The 16,190-nt window shown below is 58.5% G+C and carries 12 protein-coding genes and 2 tRNA genes; 5 read left to right on the forward strand and 9 right to left on the reverse strand.

Features of this window, described 5'->3' with window-relative positions; all coding sequences use genetic code 11:
• Positions 1-11: 11 nt before the first annotated feature.
• Positions 12-1,913, forward strand: coding sequence for a potassium transporter Kup (locus AC3ZVB_RS15235; RefSeq protein ID WP_490147002.1), 1,902 nt, complete (start codon positions 12-14; stop codon positions 1,911-1,913).
• Between the two features lie 554 nt (positions 1,914-2,467).
• Here AC3ZVB_RS15235 and AC3ZVB_RS15240 read toward each other — a convergent pair.
• The 4 genes from AC3ZVB_RS15240 to AC3ZVB_RS15255 form a co-directional block, all read right to left on the reverse strand.
• The gene (locus tag AC3ZVB_RS15240; RefSeq protein WP_490147003.1) at positions 2,468-3,763 is read right to left on the reverse strand and encodes a virulence factor family protein; all 1,296 of its coding nucleotides are present in this window, start codon (positions 3,761-3,763) and stop codon (positions 2,468-2,470) included.
• Positions 3,763-6,405 (reverse strand): bifunctional lysylphosphatidylglycerol flippase/synthetase MprF, encoded by a 2,643-nt coding sequence (gene mprF, locus AC3ZVB_RS15245; protein WP_162439086.1) that lies wholly within the window; start codon positions 6,403-6,405, stop codon positions 3,763-3,765. The genes AC3ZVB_RS15240 and mprF overlap by 1 nt, the downstream gene beginning before the upstream one ends.
• Before the next feature lie 278 nt (positions 6,406-6,683).
• Positions 6,684-6,760 (reverse strand) — tRNA-Met (locus AC3ZVB_RS15250).
• Positions 6,761-6,993: 233 nt separating this feature from the next.
• A tRNA-Met gene (locus tag AC3ZVB_RS15255) sits at positions 6,994-7,070 on the reverse strand.
• A gap of 282 nt (positions 7,071-7,352) precedes the next feature.
• Between AC3ZVB_RS15255 and dinB the strand changes: the two genes are divergently transcribed.
• Complete coding sequence (gene dinB / locus AC3ZVB_RS15260) at positions 7,353-8,414, forward strand: DNA polymerase IV (RefSeq protein ID WP_490147004.1); 1,062 nt, start codon at positions 7,353-7,355, stop codon at positions 8,412-8,414.
• Between the two features lie 122 nt (positions 8,415-8,536).
• Here the strand turns inward: dinB and AC3ZVB_RS15265 are convergent, their stop codons facing one another.
• The 4 genes from AC3ZVB_RS15265 to AC3ZVB_RS15280 form a co-directional block, all read right to left on the reverse strand.
• Positions 8,537-9,490: a hypothetical protein gene (locus AC3ZVB_RS15265; RefSeq protein WP_162439084.1), complete on the reverse strand. Its 954-nt coding sequence runs from the start codon at positions 9,488-9,490 to the stop codon at positions 8,537-8,539.
• A gap of 17 nt (positions 9,491-9,507) precedes the next feature.
• Positions 9,508-11,223 carry a proline--tRNA ligase gene (locus tag AC3ZVB_RS15270; protein ID WP_194691206.1) on the reverse strand — a complete coding sequence of 572 codons (1,716 nt, stop codon included), beginning with the start codon at positions 11,221-11,223 and terminating at the stop codon, positions 9,508-9,510.
• A gap of 141 nt (positions 11,224-11,364) precedes the next feature.
• Positions 11,365-12,924: an AmpG family muropeptide MFS transporter gene (locus AC3ZVB_RS15275; RefSeq protein ID WP_162439082.1), complete on the reverse strand. Its 1,560-nt coding sequence runs from the start codon at positions 12,922-12,924 to the stop codon at positions 11,365-11,367.
• A gap of 43 nt (positions 12,925-12,967) precedes the next feature.
• Positions 12,968-13,321, reverse strand: a complete 354-nt coding sequence (locus AC3ZVB_RS15280) for an MGMT family protein (protein WP_162439081.1) — start codon at positions 13,319-13,321, stop codon at positions 12,968-12,970.
• Between the two features lie 164 nt (positions 13,322-13,485).
• Between AC3ZVB_RS15280 and AC3ZVB_RS15285 the strand changes: the two genes are divergently transcribed.
• Positions 13,486-14,493 (forward strand): DUF481 domain-containing protein, encoded by a 1,008-nt coding sequence (locus AC3ZVB_RS15285; RefSeq protein WP_162439080.1) that lies wholly within the window; start codon positions 13,486-13,488, stop codon positions 14,491-14,493.
• Positions 14,494-14,660: 167 nt separating this feature from the next.
• Here the strand turns inward: AC3ZVB_RS15285 and AC3ZVB_RS15290 are convergent, their stop codons facing one another.
• Positions 14,661-14,870: a cold-shock protein gene (locus AC3ZVB_RS15290; protein WP_002554837.1), complete on the reverse strand. Its 210-nt coding sequence runs from the start codon at positions 14,868-14,870 to the stop codon at positions 14,661-14,663.
• A gap of 354 nt (positions 14,871-15,224) precedes the next feature.
• Between AC3ZVB_RS15290 and dcd the strand changes: the two genes are divergently transcribed.
• Together dcd and AC3ZVB_RS15300 are read left to right on the forward strand one after the other, a co-directional pair.
• Positions 15,225-15,791, forward strand: a complete 567-nt coding sequence (dcd, locus tag AC3ZVB_RS15295) for a dCTP deaminase (RefSeq protein ID WP_162439079.1) — start codon at positions 15,225-15,227, stop codon at positions 15,789-15,791.
• Positions 15,792-15,898: 107 nt separating this feature from the next.
• Complete coding sequence (locus AC3ZVB_RS15300) at positions 15,899-16,108, forward strand: hypothetical protein (RefSeq protein WP_017336784.1); 210 nt, start codon at positions 15,899-15,901, stop codon at positions 16,106-16,108.
• Positions 16,109-16,190 lie beyond the last annotated feature (82 nt).

The raw sequence follows: 16,190 nt of genomic DNA on the forward strand, positions 1-16,190 counted from the left end.
AGGAGTGGTAGATGGGTCAGGCAAGTAGTCAGGCGGCAGGTGCCGAGCATTCGGTAGCAAAGCCGATAGGCATGCTGGTCGCGGCAGTCGGGGTGGTTTATGGCGATATCGGCACGAGCCCGTTGTATACCCTCAAAGAAGTGTTTTCCGGTGCCTATGGCGTACCGGTCAACCATGACGGTGTGTTGGGCATCCTGGCGTTGATCTTCTGGTCCCTGATCTGGGTCGTCTCGATCAAGTACATGATGTTTGTCTTGCGTGCCGACAACCAGGGCGAAGGCGGGATCATGGCCTTGACGGCGCTGGCCCGGCGGGCAGCGGCGGGGCACCCGAAGTTGCGCAGCTTGCTGGTGGTGTGCGGGCTGATCGGTGCAGCGCTGTTCTACGGTGACAGCATGATCACACCGGCCATTTCGGTCCTTTCTGCGATTGAAGGCCTGGGGTTGGCATTCGATGGCATCGACCATTGGGTGGTGCCGCTGTCGCTGATCGTGCTGGTGGCACTGTTCCTGATTCAAAGTCATGGCACTGCGCGGATCGGCATTCTTTTCGGGCCGATCATGGTGACCTGGTTTGTGGTGCTCGGGGCGCTCGGCGTCTACGGCATCATGCAACACCCGGAAGTCTTGAAGGCGATGAACCCTGTATGGGGCGTGCGCTTCTTCATCGTTCACCCGGGCATGGGTGTGGCGATCCTCGGTGCGGTGGTGCTGGCGTTGACCGGTGCTGAAGCGCTGTACGCCGACATGGGCCACTTTGGTCGCAAGCCGATTGCCCGTGCCTGGTTCATCCTGGTGCTGCCGGCGCTGGTGCTGAACTACTTCGGCCAGGGTGCGTTGCTGCTCGGTGATCCAGAAGCTGCACGCAACCCGTTCTACCTGTTGGCTCCGAGCTGGGCGTTGATTCCGTTGGTGGGGTTGTCGACCATGGCCACGGTAATCGCCTCTCAGGCGGTGATTTCCGGTGCGTTCTCCTTGACTCGTCAGGCGATCCAGCTCGGCTACATTCCGCGCATGCACATCCGCCACACGTCCAGCGCCGAACAAGGCCAGATCTACATCGGCGCGGTTAACTGGGCGCTGATGGTCGGCGTGATTCTGTTGGTGCTCGGTTTCGAATCCTCCGGAGCCCTGGCCTCGGCCTATGGCGTGGCGGTGACGGGCACAATGCTGATGACCACCATTCTAGTATCGGCCGTGATGCTGCTGCTGTGGAAATGGCCACCGATCCTCGCCGTGCCGGTGTTGCTCGGTTTCCTCTTGGTGGACGGTCTGTACTTCGCTGCCAACGTGCCGAAAATCGTTCAGGGCGGTGCATTCCCGGTCATCGCCGGTATCGCGTTGTTTGTGCTGATGACCACCTGGAAGCGCGGCAAGCAACTGCTGGTCGAGCGGCTGGATGAAGGCGGATTGCCGCTGCCGATCTTCATCAGCAGTATTCGCGTCCAACCGCCGCATCGCGTGCAGGGCACCGCCGTGTTCCTGACCGCACGGCCGGACGCCGTGCCACACGCACTGTTGCATAACCTGTTGCATAACCAGGTGCTGCACGAGCAAGTGGTGTTGCTGACCGTGGTGTACGAAGACATCCCGCGGGTACCGCCGACCCGGCGCTTCGAGGTCGATTCCTACGGCGAAGGGTTCTTCCGGGTGATCCTGCATTTCGGCTTCGTCGACGAGCCGGACGTGCCGCAAGCGCTGAAGTTGTGTCACCTCGATGATCTGGACTTCAGCCCGATGCGCACCACCTATTTCCTCAGCCGCGAGACCGTCATCGCCTCCAAGCTTGAAGGCATGGCGCGCTGGCGTGAGGCGCTGTTCGCCTTCATGTTGCAGAACGCTAACGGCAACTTGCGCTTCTTCAATCTGCCGCTGAACCGGGTGATTGAATTGGGGACGCAGGTCGAGATGTAGGTCCGCCACATCAAAAAGCCCCCGTTGCCAGTGCGGCAGCGGGGGCTTTTTTGTGCCTGGGCGTCTAGCCTGGACCCAGCGAAGGACCCTGTGGGAGCGGGCTTGCCCGCGATGATGGCAGCAGCTCCAAGGCATTCACACTGCAAGTCGCTGATGTTGGTTCCCGCTGACGAATGAAACCGGAGTGAACATTATCTATTTGGAAAATCGGCAGACAAAAGTCCTGCCTCCAAGAGAAATCTGACAAATCTTGAAAATCCTTGACGGCTCGTTATTTCCAACGGCGCAAGTATCCATGTTTTATGGAATGTGGACACTTGGTGTGTCTAGCTATGCGGCAAGCCCCAAAGGGCCAGTTTTGCAGGCTGTAAGCGGTTCCGAACAGGCGACACGCGCATTGTTTATCGAGTAGATGGCAAGGCGATTCAGGTATTGATCGTTGCCGTTGGTGCTCGACGTGACGAAGAAGTTTACGCAGCAGCAGAGCGTTGTATCTAACCCAAAAGCCCCCGCAACCATAGGCTGCGAGGGCTTTTTTGTCGGCGAGTTTCAGATCACTCCTGAGCCGTCTCATCCTTGGCTTGTCGCTTCTCGATCACGTCCACCAACCGCTGCGCCAGTTTCGGGTAGTTCTCGTCGAAGTGGTGGCCGCCGGGCAGTTTCATCGCTTCGCCCACTGCGGTTTTGTCGGTGCAGCCGCTTTCGTCGGCTTCCTCTTCACCGTAGATGCACACCACTTTTTCCGGTGGCAACTTGGCCATTTCCGGGCCGGTGGCGGCTTCTTTGCCGGCGTTGCCCAGCCAGCCTTCGACTTCGATTTCGAAGCTGCCGGTGCGGGCGAACGCCAGCAGAATGATTGCGTCGACGCGCTGTTGTTCTGATGGCTCCAGGCGATTGTAGATCGCCGGCAGTACGTCGGCGCCGAAGGAGTAACCGGTCAGGATGAAGCGCTTGGTGCCCCATTTCTGCCGGTAGTGTTGCATCAGCTCGGCCAGATCCAGCGCACTTTGCTCAGGGCTCTTGTGCTGCCAGTAATAGCGCAGGGTATCGATGCCGACGACCGGATAGCCGATCTTTGCCATCTCGCCTGCTACATCGCGGTCGAGGTCGCGCCAGCCGCCATCGCCGGAAAGGAACAGGGTGACGGTGTCCTTGGCTTGCCCCGCCGGTACTTCCACCACCGGGATCTGCAAGCCACCGGCGGCCTTGTCGCCACCGACCAGGATTTTGCGAAGTTCGTTGTTCAGCACTTGCGGCAGGTTGATGTCGTAGTCGCTGATGCTGGTTTCGGCGTTGGGTTGATCGCGCACGAAGCCTGCGCTGGCGTCGTCCGGGTTATCGTTCCAGGCCACCAGCCAGTGGCCGTGGGCGGCGCTTTTCGGCAGCAGGTGGGTGCAGCCGGGCTTTTCCAGCGCCAGGTCGACTGACACTGCCTGGGCTTTGTCATCCTTCTGCTCGGACAACCAGCGCCACGCCAGTACGGCGCCGGGGCCAATGCCGCTGACCAGGGTCGCCGGGCCTTTCAATTCCCGCAGGCCCGTTTGGAGTGCGCGACTTTGCAGCAGACACTCCTTGGGCAGAATCACTTGAACAATTTGCGCCGAGGCCGAACGACTCAGGGTCATCAGTTGTTGGTCGCTGAGTTTCTGATCGTCGTTCACCGCCACCAGCACCTGAGCCGCCGGCGTGGTGCCCGGGATGACACGGGTCATGACGGTGCCATCGGCCGGTGTCAGCCGTTCGAGGGTCGGTGCCGGTGCCGGGCGTTTGAGGTACCAGTAACCGCCACCGAGAATCAGGGCCAGCACTACCAGTGTGGCCAGTACATACCGCAGGGAGCGTTGAATCATCAGCGTTTCACCAATCCAGTCAAGCCGCCCGCAATCAGGGCAGCAGTGTCGGCCAGGGCTACCAGCGGATCGAGTCCGGCGGGCACGGCCATATAGCGGGGTTCCCAGTCAGGCTGGAATTTGTCTTTGAAGCGGCGCAAACCTTGGAAGTTGTAAAGCTGCTCACCACGGCGGAAAACCATCGAGCCCAGACGCTGAGTCAGTGGTGCGCCACGACGGGGTTGCAACCCCGACAACGGCACCATGCCCAGGCTGAAGCGCGCGTATCCATGATTTTTATAATGTTGAATCAGACCGACCATCATGAATTCCATGGTCAGCTTCGGGGCGTCCGGGTGCGCCCGCATCAGGTCGAGGCTCGCCAGGTCGTGGCCGAAAGTCTCGAGCAAGTTGGCAAACGCCACTGGGCGTCCTTCGAAACGAATGACGGCTACGCGGAAATGTTTGAGGTAGTCATCGCTGAAACGGCCAAGGGAGAAGCCTTTCTCGCGCACGTTCTTGCCGGTCAGCCAGGCATCGGAAATCACCTTGAGCTCGTCCATAGGCGCCTGTCCCGGCTCGAAGATCTCCAGCGACAGACCGTCGCGCGTGCCGCGGTTCCAGGTGTAACGCAGGTCCTTCATCTCTTTGCCCTTGGCTTCAAGGTCAAAGCGATGCAGATCGACCCGGGCTTCTTCGCCCAGTTTGATCGCGGTCAGCCCGATGTCCATGTAGTACGGCAGATTCTCGGCGCGCACTTGATAGAAGACGGGCCGGGCGTGATGGATGTCGCACAGGTCACGGAACTGCCAGATCATCTCGGCCCGTTGCTGGGTCGGTCCGATCGGGTCGTACAACGCCACCAGGCTGCGTCCACGACGGGCGTACATCAAAAAGGCCTGGTCGTCGGGATGGAACAGCAGCGCTTTGTCACCGGTCAGCGCGAGACCACCATCCGGCTGGGAGGAGGCCATGAGGATCTTTATGGCCCTGTCCAGTTCGTCCTGTGTTGGCAGGTGGATCACGGGGCGCGCGGTGCGCAGCAGCCAGGTCAGGGAGACCACCACCAGCAACACAGCGGCGCCGAGCAGCGAGCGCAGGCCCCTAGGTGCGTCGGCGTCGAGGGTGAACTGCCACCACAGTTGATGGCTGTAGGGAACATCCTGATAGGCAAACAGCAACAGCCAGATCGACGCTGCGAGCACGCAAACGCTGGCGACCAGGTACAGCGGCGAGAACGGTAATTCCGTCAGTCGACTCGCGCGATAGAACGAGCGACGGAAAACCCCCAGCAGGCTGGCGGTCAGCGTCAGCAGGCAGGCTTCTTCCCAGTCGAACCCTTTGAGCAGGGAGAGCAGGGCGCCCACCAGCAACAAGATGGTCGTGAGCATCCACGCCGCAGAGAGACGGCGGCGCAGGCCTTGAGCCAGCAACAGGCAGAGCACGCCAATCAGGCTGGCGCCGAAGTGCGAGGCGTCGACCAGGCGATGAGGAATCAGAAAACCGATGTGCTCCAGGCGGGTGTCGATCTCAGGCGTCACGCCGGAAAACAACAGCACCACGCCCGACAGGAACACCAGTACCGCCAGAATCGGGGCGGCCAAACCGGACGCGACGCGCAGGGATTGACGGGATTGGAACAGGCGCTGTCCTTCATTGATCAACAGGAATAGGCAGGCCACCAGCAAGGGAAGGATGACGTAAATCAACCGATAGAGCAGAAGTGCGGCCGCCAGCGGCGCGGCTCCGAGCTTATCGGCGAAGGCTGCCAGCAGGATCGCTTCGAATACGCCGACGCCGCCGGGTACATGGCTGAGCACACCGGCCGCCAGCGCCAACAAGTAGACCAGCAGGAACGCCCCGAAAGGTGGAGCTTCGGGCAGTAGCAAATAGAGAACGGTTGCGGCAGCTGCGACGTCCAGGGCCGTGATGATCAGTTGCAGGAAGGTCAGGCGACGGCCTGGCAGGCGCAAGGTGCGGCGTCCAACCCTGACCAGCAAGTTGTCCTTGTAAGGTTGATCCGGAAGGCGGCGGCGGTAGATGCCTATGGCCAATACGCTGAAGAGCAACAGCACAGCGGCTGCCACCGCTCCGAGTAACATTTCGGACAGCCCAAGGGCCGCAGAGGCTGCTGGCAGGTCGCTGAGCGTCGCCAGCGCTGCCAGTGGCGGCAGCGCGCAACCTAGCGAGAGGCTGGCGAACAGCGTCATATGCGCGACTTCGGAGGCCCCCAGGCCATGCCGTGCATATAGACGGTAACGAACCGAGCCTCCCGATAGCATCGACAAGCCGATCGCATTGCCGATCGCGAACGCAGTGAATCCGCCCAGTGCCAGGATTCGAGGCGCCAGTGTCACACCGGCATAGCGACTGGCCGACCACTCATAACCCAGCAATATGATGAAGCCGACCACGGTGGCTGCGAGTGCACCGAGTAGCGCGGGCTTCGGAACTTCGAGAATCGAGTCATGCAGGGCGTAGAGGTCGAGTTCGCTCAACAGATGGCGACAGGCAATCAGCGCGATAGCAAACAGCAGCACCGTCACCGCCAGGCCGATAGGCTGGCGATATTTGCTGACCAGATCCAGCAGGCGCAGACGCTCTGCTTTGATCGGTTGTGTGGCTGTAACGGTGTCTTGTGGATCAGACGAGTTGGCGCGCATCAATCACCTCTTGGATTGTGCGCGACAGGATGGGGGTATCCAGCCAAGTTACCAATCCCTGTAGAAAAAAATAATTACAAATATTAACGCCTCTCACCGTCATCGGGTGAAGGCGCATCATCAGGCGAAGAGGGGGGCTGCCTGGGATGAGCATAGTCTGAACTCGGCACGGAGTGACCACTAACGGCTCACCTTCACGATGACAGATCATTGTTGCGAAAGGACTTTTTCAACAGACACAAAAAAGGCCACTCTTTCGAGTAGCCTTTTTTGATGTTTGGTTGCGGGAGCCGGATTTGAACCGACGACCTTCGGGTTATGAGCCCGACGAGCTACCAGACTGCTCCATCCCGCGTCTGTGTGGCGGCATTCTATAGAGATACGCCGGGGTGTCAACCGTTAATCCAGAAAGAAGCCAAATAAGCGTAAATGAGCGGCGGAGTGGTTGTCTTGGAGACATAAGTTTCGGAATCGGAACGATTTCTCTTCAGTGCCTGTTATTTGCCTAGCTGCTTAATGTCGCGCTTAGGCGTACAAAACAAGCGCCCACAAAAAAGGCCACTCTTTCGAGTAGCCTTTTTTGATGTTTGGTTGCGGGAGCCGGATTTGAACCGACGACCTTCGGGTTATGAGCCCGACGAGCTACCAGACTGCTCCATCCCGCGTCTGTGTGTCGGCATTCTACAGAGGATCGCAGGTGTGTCAACCATGAAATCCGAGAAAACCTGTGGTGGTTCAATCGCTTAGCTCAAAAAGAGTGCTGTAAAAAGGCCTGCAGGTCAGGCGCTACAAGGCTTTCAGCTCTATTGACGGATGGTTTTCGATTGAAAAAACAAATTCATCTTTTTTCCTACGCGTAAAAAAGAAGATTCTGACCACTGGTGCTATATACAGGTGTGAGTGAGATACTGCCGATCCGACTCGCCGATACTCCTCACCACCTTTATATGACCCAGCGAAAAATCATCCACGTCGATTGTGATTGCTTCTATGCCGCCATCGAGATGCGTGACGAACCGAAGCTGGCCGGAAAACCCTTGGCCGTGGGTGGTTCGGCGGATCGGCGCGGGGTGATCGCCACCTGCAACTACGAAGCGCGGGCGTATGGCGTGCGCTCGGCCATGTCGTCCGGGCACGCGATGAAACTGTGCCCAGACCTGACGATCGTCAAGCCGCGTATGGACGCCTATAGAGAAGCGTCCAAGGAAATCCATACGATCTTTCGCGATTACACGGACCTGATCGAGCCGCTGTCCCTTGATGAGGCTTACCTTGATGTGTCGGACAGTGCGCATTTCGGCGGCAGTGCGACGCGTATCGCCCAGGAAATCCGTCGGCGTGTCTCCAATCAGCTGCACATCACGGTCTCGGCTGGCGTGGCGCCGAACAAGTTCCTGGCCAAGATCGCCAGCGACTGGAAGAAACCCAACGGTTTGTTCGTCATCACGCCGGATCAGGTGGAGGACTTCGTCAGTGGTTTGCCGGTCAGCAAGCTGCACGGGGTCGGCAAGGTGACCGCGGACAAGCTGGGCAGGCTGGGCATCGTCGACTGCTCGCATTTGCGCGACTGGGACAAGTTGGCGCTGGTGCGCGAGTTCGGCAGCTTCGGGGAACGACTGTGGAGTCTGGCGCGTGGGATTGATGATCGACTGGTGCACAACGACAGTCGTCGCCAGTCAATCAGTGTCGAGAACACCTATGACGTGGATCTGCCGGATCTGGTGAGTTGCCTGGACAAGTTGCCCGAGTTGCTCGAAACGTTGAGTAACCGCATGTCACGGATCGACAGCAGTTACCGGCCGGGCAAGCCTTTCGTCAAAGTGAAGTTTCATGATTTCACCCAGACCACGCTGGAGCAGGCCGGGGCAGGGCGGGATCTTGGGAGTTATCAGTTGTTGCTGACCCAGGCATTCAACCGCGGCGCGAAGCCGGTGCGATTGCTGGGGATAGGGGTCAGGCTGGAGGATTTGCGAGGCGGGTTCGAGCAGATGGAGTTGTTTGAGCGTTGAGGTCTTAAGATCAAAAGATCGTCCGAACGCGGCCCGAGCCTGCGGCAGCTCCTACACGAGAATGCGTTCTTCTGTAGGAGCTGCCGCAGGCTCGGGCCGCGTTCGGACGATCTTTAAGCGGTTTAATTCGGTCCCGGATCCGCCACCAGGCGCCCGGCATCCTTGGTCAGTGACTTGAGGAATTCGGTCTGCAGTTCAGGGTCGTTGCGCGTCAATTCGATCAGGCTCTGTTCCAGTTCACTGGCTTCCTCTTCCAGGCCCAGCTCCGACAGGCGCTTGACCCGGTGGACCCACTGGCTCACTTCGTCGTCTTCGAGATCGTCGTAAATCAGCCCGTGAGCTTCCAGCAACTTTCCACGCAAAGAGCTGCTGACCATGAGGGGCAGATCAGTGTGCACATCGCCCTGGCCATCTTCGACGCTGATCAGAAGCCGACTCAGATGATTGATGTCATGTTCAGCGAACGGGCTGTCCAGCAGGTTCAGGCGTAAAACACCGTTCTTGTCGGTGGTCAGCTCAAACGTTTCCTTGCCAGCCTTGACCTGCACCGGACGCTCGCTCCAAGGCAGGCTTGAGTACTCGGTACGCTTGTCCTGCTGGACTTCGTCGATGCCCGCCAGGTTTTGCTGCGCACGACCATGGGATTGCACGTTCATGAACGGATTAAGCCCGGCGAAACCGTAACTCAGCCAATCTTTGGTCACGCTGTCCGGCAGGTTGCCAAGAGCAAACACATTGACGACATTCGCACCCACGCCTGCCACGACCGCAACCGCACCCAGCGGAATTTCGTAAGCCTCCCGCCAGGGTTGGTATGGGGTGTAGCGATCGTAGTGACGCGTCACTTCAAATTCGGTGACTTCGAACGTTTTCTGCTCGTGGATCTTCACCCGACGTTGTGGCAGCTCAAGCACCTTGGGCTCGCCGACATCGATCTGCAGGCTGTGATCGAGCAATTTGCGCTCGACACGTTCCTCGTGCTCGCTGCGTTGCGACATGTGATTGGCACAGCCGCTGACCAGCAGGGTGCCGCACAGGGCAGCACCACCGAGGCCTAAGGTGTTTCGCTTGAACATGACTTCTCTATCTGGTGTCAGCGGCGGATACGGGCCTGGAGGAAGGACAGCACGTCAGCAACCGGCAGCGCTTGCGCTTCAGGCTCGGTACGGCTCTTGTATTCCAGGTTGCCTTCGGCGAGGCCGCGGTCACTGACCACGATCCGGTGAGGAATACCGATCAGTTCCATGTCCGCGAACTTGATGCCCGGGCTGGTTTTCTTGTCACGGTCGTCCAACAGCACTTCGAAGCCGGCAGCCGTCAGTTCTGCGTACAGCTTGTCAGTGGCTTCGCGAACCTGTTCGGTTTCGTAGCGCAGAGGGACCAGTGCAACCTGGAACGGCGCCAGCGTGTCGCTCCAGATGATCCCGTTGGCGTCATTGTTCTGCTCGATGGCGGCAGCCACCACGCGGGAAACGCCAATGCCGTAGCAGCCCATTTCCAGGGTGACCGGCTTGCCGTTCTCGCCCAGCACTTCGCATTTCATCGCTTTGCTGTACTTGTTGCCCAGCTGGAAGATGTGCCCGACTTCGATGCCGCGCTTGATTTCCAGTGTGCCTTTACCGTCCGGGCTAGGGTCACCCGCCACGACGTTGCGCAGGTCGGCAACGGTCGGAACTGGCAGATCGCGTTCCCAGTTCACGCCGAAGTAATGCTTGTCGTCGATGTTGGCACCGATGCCGAAGTCGCTCATCAGCTCGACGGAGCGGTCGATGATGATTGGCAGTGGCAGGTTCAACGGGCCGAGCGAACCGGCGCCGGCGCCAATGGCGTCGCGCAGTTCGGATTCGGAAGCCATGACCAGCGGGCTGGCAACGCCTGGCTGGTTCGCCGCCTTGATTTCATTCAGCTCGTGGTCGCCGCGGATGATCAGGGCAATCAGCTTGCCTTCTTCTTCAGCGTGAACCACCAGGGTCTTGATGGTTTTTTCGATCGGCAGGTTGAAGCCTTCGACCAGTTGCGCGATGGTCTTGGCGTTCGGCGTGTCGACCAGGCGCAGCTCTTCGGCCGGTGCTGCGCGGGATGTTTCGCGGGGCACTGCTTCGGCTTTCTCGATGTTCGCGGCGTAGTCGGACCCGTTGCTGAAGACGATGTCGTCTTCGCCGGATTCGGCCAGTACGTGGAATTCGTGGGAGCCGGCGCCACCGATGGAACCGTTGTCAGCTTCAACCGGGCGGAATTTCAAGCCCAGGCGAGTGAACACGTTGCAGTAAGCCTGGTGCATGCGATCGTAGGTGACCTGCAGCGAAGGCTGGTCAGCGTGGAACGAATAGGCGTCCTTCATGATGAACTCGCGGCCGCGCATCAAACCGAAGCGTGGGCGGATTTCATCACGGAATTTGGTCTGGATCTGATACAGGTTGATTGGCAGCTGTTTGTAGCTGCTCAACTCGTTGCGCATCAGGTCGGTGATCACTTCTTCGTGAGTCGGGCCGGCGCAAAAATCGCGACCGTGACGATCCTTGAAGCGCAGCAGCTCGGGGCCGTACTCTTCCCAGCGACCGGATTCCTGCCACAGCTCAGCCGGTTGGGTGCTCGGCATCAACACTTCGAGAGAGCCCGCGGCGTTCATTTCTTCACGAACGACGGCTTCAACCTTGCGCATCACTCGCAGGCCCATGGGCAGCCAGGTGTACAGGCCCGAAGCGAGTTTGCGGATCATGCCGGCGCGCAGCATCAGCTGGTGGCTGATGACGACCGCGTCGGAAGGCGTTTCTTTCTGTGTGGCGAGCAAAAATTGACTGGTGCGCATGGTTGGCCGTTGTCGGTTGCTGATGACGAGAAATGACGGAGCATTGTACGGGCGAGATCCGCTGGCGTACAGGCGTGCGGTCGGTGGTGTCGCAGGGGCGAGCGAATCACTGCGCCCCTGCGAGACTTTGCGGGTAGCGTCCTAGGACTCTTCCGCTACCTGCGTAGGAATCGGATCCGGCGTCGGCGTCGGACCCGCACGACGGCTTTCCTGGTACCAGTGCAAGATGATCAGCAGAAGCGTGGGAACGCCTAGCAGGGCGGTGATCAGGAAGAAATTGTGATAACCGAACTTTTCCACCATGACCCCTGAGTAGCCACCAATCAGGCGCGGTAACAACAGCATGATCGAGCTCAGCAAGGCGTACTGGGTGGCCGAGAACTTGAGGTTGGTGAGGCTCGACAGGTAGGCGACAAACGCTGAAGTCGCCAGCCCCGAGCTGAAGTTGTCCAGGGAGATGGTGGCGATCAGCATGTTCAGGTTGGCGCCCATGTCGGCGAGCATCAGGAACAACAAGTTCGTGCCGGCCGACGCAATGCCGCCGATGAGCAGTATCGGCAAAATACCGAAACGAACGATCAGCAGGCCACCCATGCCGGCGCCGACGAGCGTCATGATCAGGCCGAAAATCTTGCTGACGCTGGCGATCTGATCCTTGGTGAAGCCCTGGTCGATGTAGAACACGTTGGCCATGACGCCCATTACCGTATCGGACATTCGATAGGTGGCGATCAGACCAAGCAGCAGGAACGCCTGCCAGCGGTAACGCAGAATGAAGTCGTTCACCGGCGTGAGTACCGGCGCGAGGCCGCGACGGCCTACGGCGGACAAGCACATCAAGGTAAGCGTGGTGTAAAGGATCGCACGCAAGAAGGCGCGGTCCTGTAGCAGCAGGTCCAGCAGGCTCACGCCCTCGAACAGTACGCTGGCGAAGTCGGTGTTATAGAGCTGCGTGAACATGGCCGGTACGGAGACCAGCAGCACGATCAGCACAAACACGGACATCAATTGATGCGCAAAGCTGTAACGCCCGGCTTGAAGTTGAGTGCGCAGGGGCACCGGAGGCTCGCGCATGAACAGGGTGGTCAACAGCGCTGGAATCATCAGGGCGCCGAACAACACATACGTGCCGGCCCAGGCCGAATGTTGATAATTGAAGCCGGTGGAGCCGAAGCCTTCTGCAAAGAACAGCGCGCCAGCGGTGGCCAGCAGTGCGGCGATTCGATAGCCGGACATGTAGGCAGCGGCCAGTGCTGCCTGGCGACTGTCTTCGGCGATTTCCAGCCGATAGGCATCGACCGCGATGTCTTGCGTGGCCGAGGCGAAGGCTACGATGACCGCGATTGCGATCAACCAGGACAAGTGTTTTTGCGGGTCGCAGAAACCCATCCCGACCAAACCGAGGATCACCAGGGCTTGTGAAAGCACCAGCCAGGAGCGTCGACGACCGAGTTTGCCGAGAAATGGCAGGCGCCATTGATCCAGCAACGGTGACCAGACCCATTTAAAGGCGTAGGCCAGACCGATCAGGCTTGCATAGCCGATGGTTTCGCGAGCCACACCGGCTTCACGCAACCAGACGGAAAGTGTTGAAAACACCAGCATGTACGGCAGGCCGGCGGCGAAACCCAGCAGCAACAGCACGAGTGTTGAAGGGCTGGCATAGGCGGCGAGCGCGGCGCGCCAGGTTTTACGGGGCATGGGCTGGAGTCTGCCTCAAGATTACGGAAACAAAGCGCGCACTCTAACCGCTGTGCTCTACCGGACGCCAGCCATGGCGCTGAATATCAACACGATTATTCAGGATACTGATGCCTTCCTCGCGCAATCGAGCACGCTGTTCATCCCCGGAAGCGCTGCCCACAGGCAGGCTGATCCGCCCACCAGAACCGAGGACCCGGTGCCATGGCAGTTTGGTGTCACCGGGCAGTTGGCTCAGTGTGCGTCCGACATAGCGGGCAGCACGACCGAGTCCAGCCAGTTCCGCCAGTTGACCATAGCTGACGACTTTGCCTTCGGGCACTTGAGCCAACGTCAGGTAGAGGGCCGTACGTCTGATTTGTGCGGCGCTTTCAATTTCAGTGGTCGGGTCTGTCACGTGCGCAGTTCCTGAAGAAGGGTCGCATTCCTGCCTTTAGAGTAAGTCCTGAATTGCCAGTTGAGAAATGAACTCAATAGAAATAGTCGGGTCAGTCCTTGCTAGGGTCTTATTCGTAAGGATAATGCCGACTTTTTTTCGCAAACTTGAGCCTGTATTTGCTTATGGTGTCCAGAACCCTGCTGTGCCTCGCTGTCTTCAGTGCATCCACACCCTTGCTCGCCGACACCGTATGGTTAAAGAACGGTGACAAGCTGAGCGGCAAAATCACCCTGTTCGATGGCGGCAAGCTATTGATTCAGACGGAGTACGCTGGTGCTATTCCGATTGACTGGAAACAGGTCAAAACGTTGGAAAGCGACCAGGAGTTGCTGGTCAAACAGGACGCTTACACCGGCGAAAGGGCCAAGTCCCTGCACGCGGCGGACGAAGGCAAGGTGATACTGGCCAATGGCGAGGCTCCAAAAACCGTCGAGCTGGCCAGCATCCAGCAGATCCTCAAGCCCAAACCGGTGGTCGAAGACCTGGTGTGGAAGGGGAATGTCGACTTGGCGCTGGACTATCAGCGAGCAGAGAAAGACACCGATGACTACGACGTAGACTTCAAGACCACTGCTCGCCATGGCCGGTGGCGTCACACGGCAGAAGGCGAGTACAACCGGGAATTTCAGGATGATGTCGTCACGACTGACAACTGGCGTGGTGAGTACTCCCTCGACCGCTTCCTGACCGAAAAATGGTTCTGGCAGGGTCGCCTGGTCTACAAGCGTGACAAGGTTGAAGACCTTGCCCGCCAGCGTACAGTCGGTACAGGCCCTGGTTACCAGTTCTGGGATGATGAGTTGGGCGCATTCTCTCTGGGGTCGCTGGTCAACCGCACGGATTATGAATACTCCGACGGTGGCAAAGAGAACTTCTACTCCCTGGCGATGAAGTGGGACTACAACCGCTACCTGATCGGCAAGAAAGTGGAGTTCTTCACAAACGGCGAGGTGGGCAAGCCGCTGAGCGGCGTAGCGGATTACGCGCTGGATGCCGAAGTCGGGTTGCGCTACAAAGTGACCGACTGGGCATCGCTTAACCTGAAGGCTGAGCGAGACATTATTTCCGGTAGCGATGAGGCTGACCTGAGCAAGACCCGTTACACCGCAGGGTTTGGCGTCGCCTGGTAAATCGCTAAAAGGTCAAAAGATCGCAGTCTGGGGCAGCTCCCACAGGGAATCGAATTCCATTTGTTGGGGCTGTAGCAGGCTGCGATCTTTTTGTACCCGGCAAAAACACACAGGCACAAAAAAGCCCCGCTTTTGAGGGCGGGGCCTTTTACTAAAGCAAGTACAAGTTAGATAACTTGAACTTCTTCAGCTTGCATGCCTTTCTGACCGCGGGTAGCGATGAAAGAAACCTGTTGGCCTTCTTTCAGGCTTTTGAAGCCGTCGGATTGGATAGCTTTGAAGTGAACGAACAGGTCGTCACCGGATTGTGGAGTGATGAAGCCGAAGCCTTTTTCATCGTTGAACCACTTAACGGTACCGGTTTGGCGATTAGACATGGTGTAACTCCTTGAACAAAGATAACTGCGACGCAGGAAGAACCCTGGCCGAGACTGAGTGCAAAGAGCAGGAAAAATTCTTGTAGATGGTTGGATCGAAATTCAACATATCGTGTAGAGATTCTCAGTGACACAAGCAGCACAGTGGCGCCACCTTAACCCTTTTTCCGGAACGTGCCAATGCTTCTTGCGAAGGTTTCTCTGTTTTCGTGACTGACGGTGCAGCGAATTATCGTCAAGGTCCCGGAAAACGGGGGGAAGGCCGAGAATTGTACAGCGAACTTTGAACAGGCGGCGCGCGCCCGGTAAGATGCCGGACAGATTTTTTCCACCTCGCTATTCAGGACAACCGCCATGAGCATCAAATCGGACAAGTGGATTCGCCGCATGGCGCAAGAGCACGGCATGATCGATCCTTTCGTCGAGCGCCAGGTGCGCGGAGAGGGCGCCGACCGAGTGATCTCCTATGGTGTGTCGAGCTACGGCTACGACGTCCGTTGTGCCGATGAATTCAAAGTGTTCACCAACATCAATTCGGCAACCGTCGATCCGAAAAACTTCGATGAGAAGAGCTTTGTCGACGTCAAGAGCGATGTCTGCATCATTCCGCCGAACTCGTTCGCCCTGGCTCGCACCGTGGAGTTCTTTCGCATTCCGCGCAATGTGCTGACCATCTGCCTGGGTAAAAGCACCTATGCCCGTTGCGGCATTATCGTCAACGTAACGCCGCTCGAGCCTGAGTGGGAAGGTCACGTGACCCTGGAGTTCTCCAACACCACCACGTTGCCGGCGAAAATCTACGCCAACGAAGGTGTCGCACAGATGCTGTTCTTCGAATCCGACGAAGAGTGCGAAGTGTCCTACAAGGACCGTGGCGGCAAGTACCAGGGCCAACTCGGCGTCACCTTGCCTCGCACTTGAGTCATTGATCTGACGGGCAGTGGGAATTCTTGAGCGGGTAGACACTCTATTGGGTGTACTGCCCGGTTCGCGCACAGCGGACCGGGCCATTGCTCAGGAGTGCTCTAATGAAGATCGATCCGCGAATAAGTGCCGAACTGGCAAGGCTTGAGCCCAATCAGGTTGGCGTGTTGGCCTGGTCCTTGTTGGCACACCCGCCAATCAGCATGGCAGGGGGCATCCCCGGTCAGCCTGATCCTGATACCCCGAATGAACAACCCACCGAACCTGGCGAGCCTACCTTGCCGGATGAGCCGCCACCCGCGCCTGTCGCTTGATGACACGCGCAAAAAAAGGGTGTGTAGGAGCAAAGCTTGCTCGCGATGGCGGTTTTTCAATCGACGAAGATGTTGACTGGGG

The sequence above is a fragment of the Pseudomonas sp. MDV22-iso1 genome (assembly GCF_058145095.1).

Bases quoted from the DNA above. Each gene is read 5' to 3' on its own strand.
- AC3ZVB_RS15235 (WP_490147002.1), top strand. From the start codon at position 12: ATGGGTCAGGCAAGTAGTCAGGCGGCAGGTGCCGAGCATTCGGTAGCA.
- dinB (WP_490147004.1), top strand. From the start codon at position 7,353: ATGACCCAGCGAAAAATCATCCACGTCGATTGTGATTGCTTCTATGCC.
- mprF (WP_162439086.1), bottom strand. From the start codon at position 6,405: ATGCGCGCCAACTCGTCTGATCCACAAGACACCGTTACAGCCACACAA.
- AC3ZVB_RS15270 (WP_194691206.1), bottom strand. From the start codon at position 11,223: ATGCGCACCAGTCAATTTTTGCTCGCCACACAGAAAGAAACGCCTTCC.
- AC3ZVB_RS15300 (WP_017336784.1), top strand. From the start codon at position 15,899: ATGAAGATCGATCCGCGAATAAGTGCCGAACTGGCAAGGCTTGAGCCC.
- AC3ZVB_RS15285 (WP_162439080.1), top strand. From the start codon at position 13,486: ATGGTGTCCAGAACCCTGCTGTGCCTCGCTGTCTTCAGTGCATCCACA.
- dcd (WP_162439079.1), top strand. From the start codon at position 15,225: ATGAGCATCAAATCGGACAAGTGGATTCGCCGCATGGCGCAAGAGCAC.
- AC3ZVB_RS15265 (WP_162439084.1), bottom strand. From the start codon at position 9,490: ATGTTCAAGCGAAACACCTTAGGCCTCGGTGGTGCTGCCCTGTGCGGC.
- AC3ZVB_RS15275 (WP_162439082.1), bottom strand. From the start codon at position 12,924: ATGCCCCGTAAAACCTGGCGCGCCGCGCTCGCCGCCTATGCCAGCCCT.
- AC3ZVB_RS15290 (WP_002554837.1), bottom strand. From the start codon at position 14,870: ATGTCTAATCGCCAAACCGGTACCGTTAAGTGGTTCAACGATGAAAAA.
- AC3ZVB_RS15240 (WP_490147003.1), bottom strand. From the start codon at position 3,763: ATGATTCAACGCTCCCTGCGGTATGTACTGGCCACACTGGTAGTGCTG.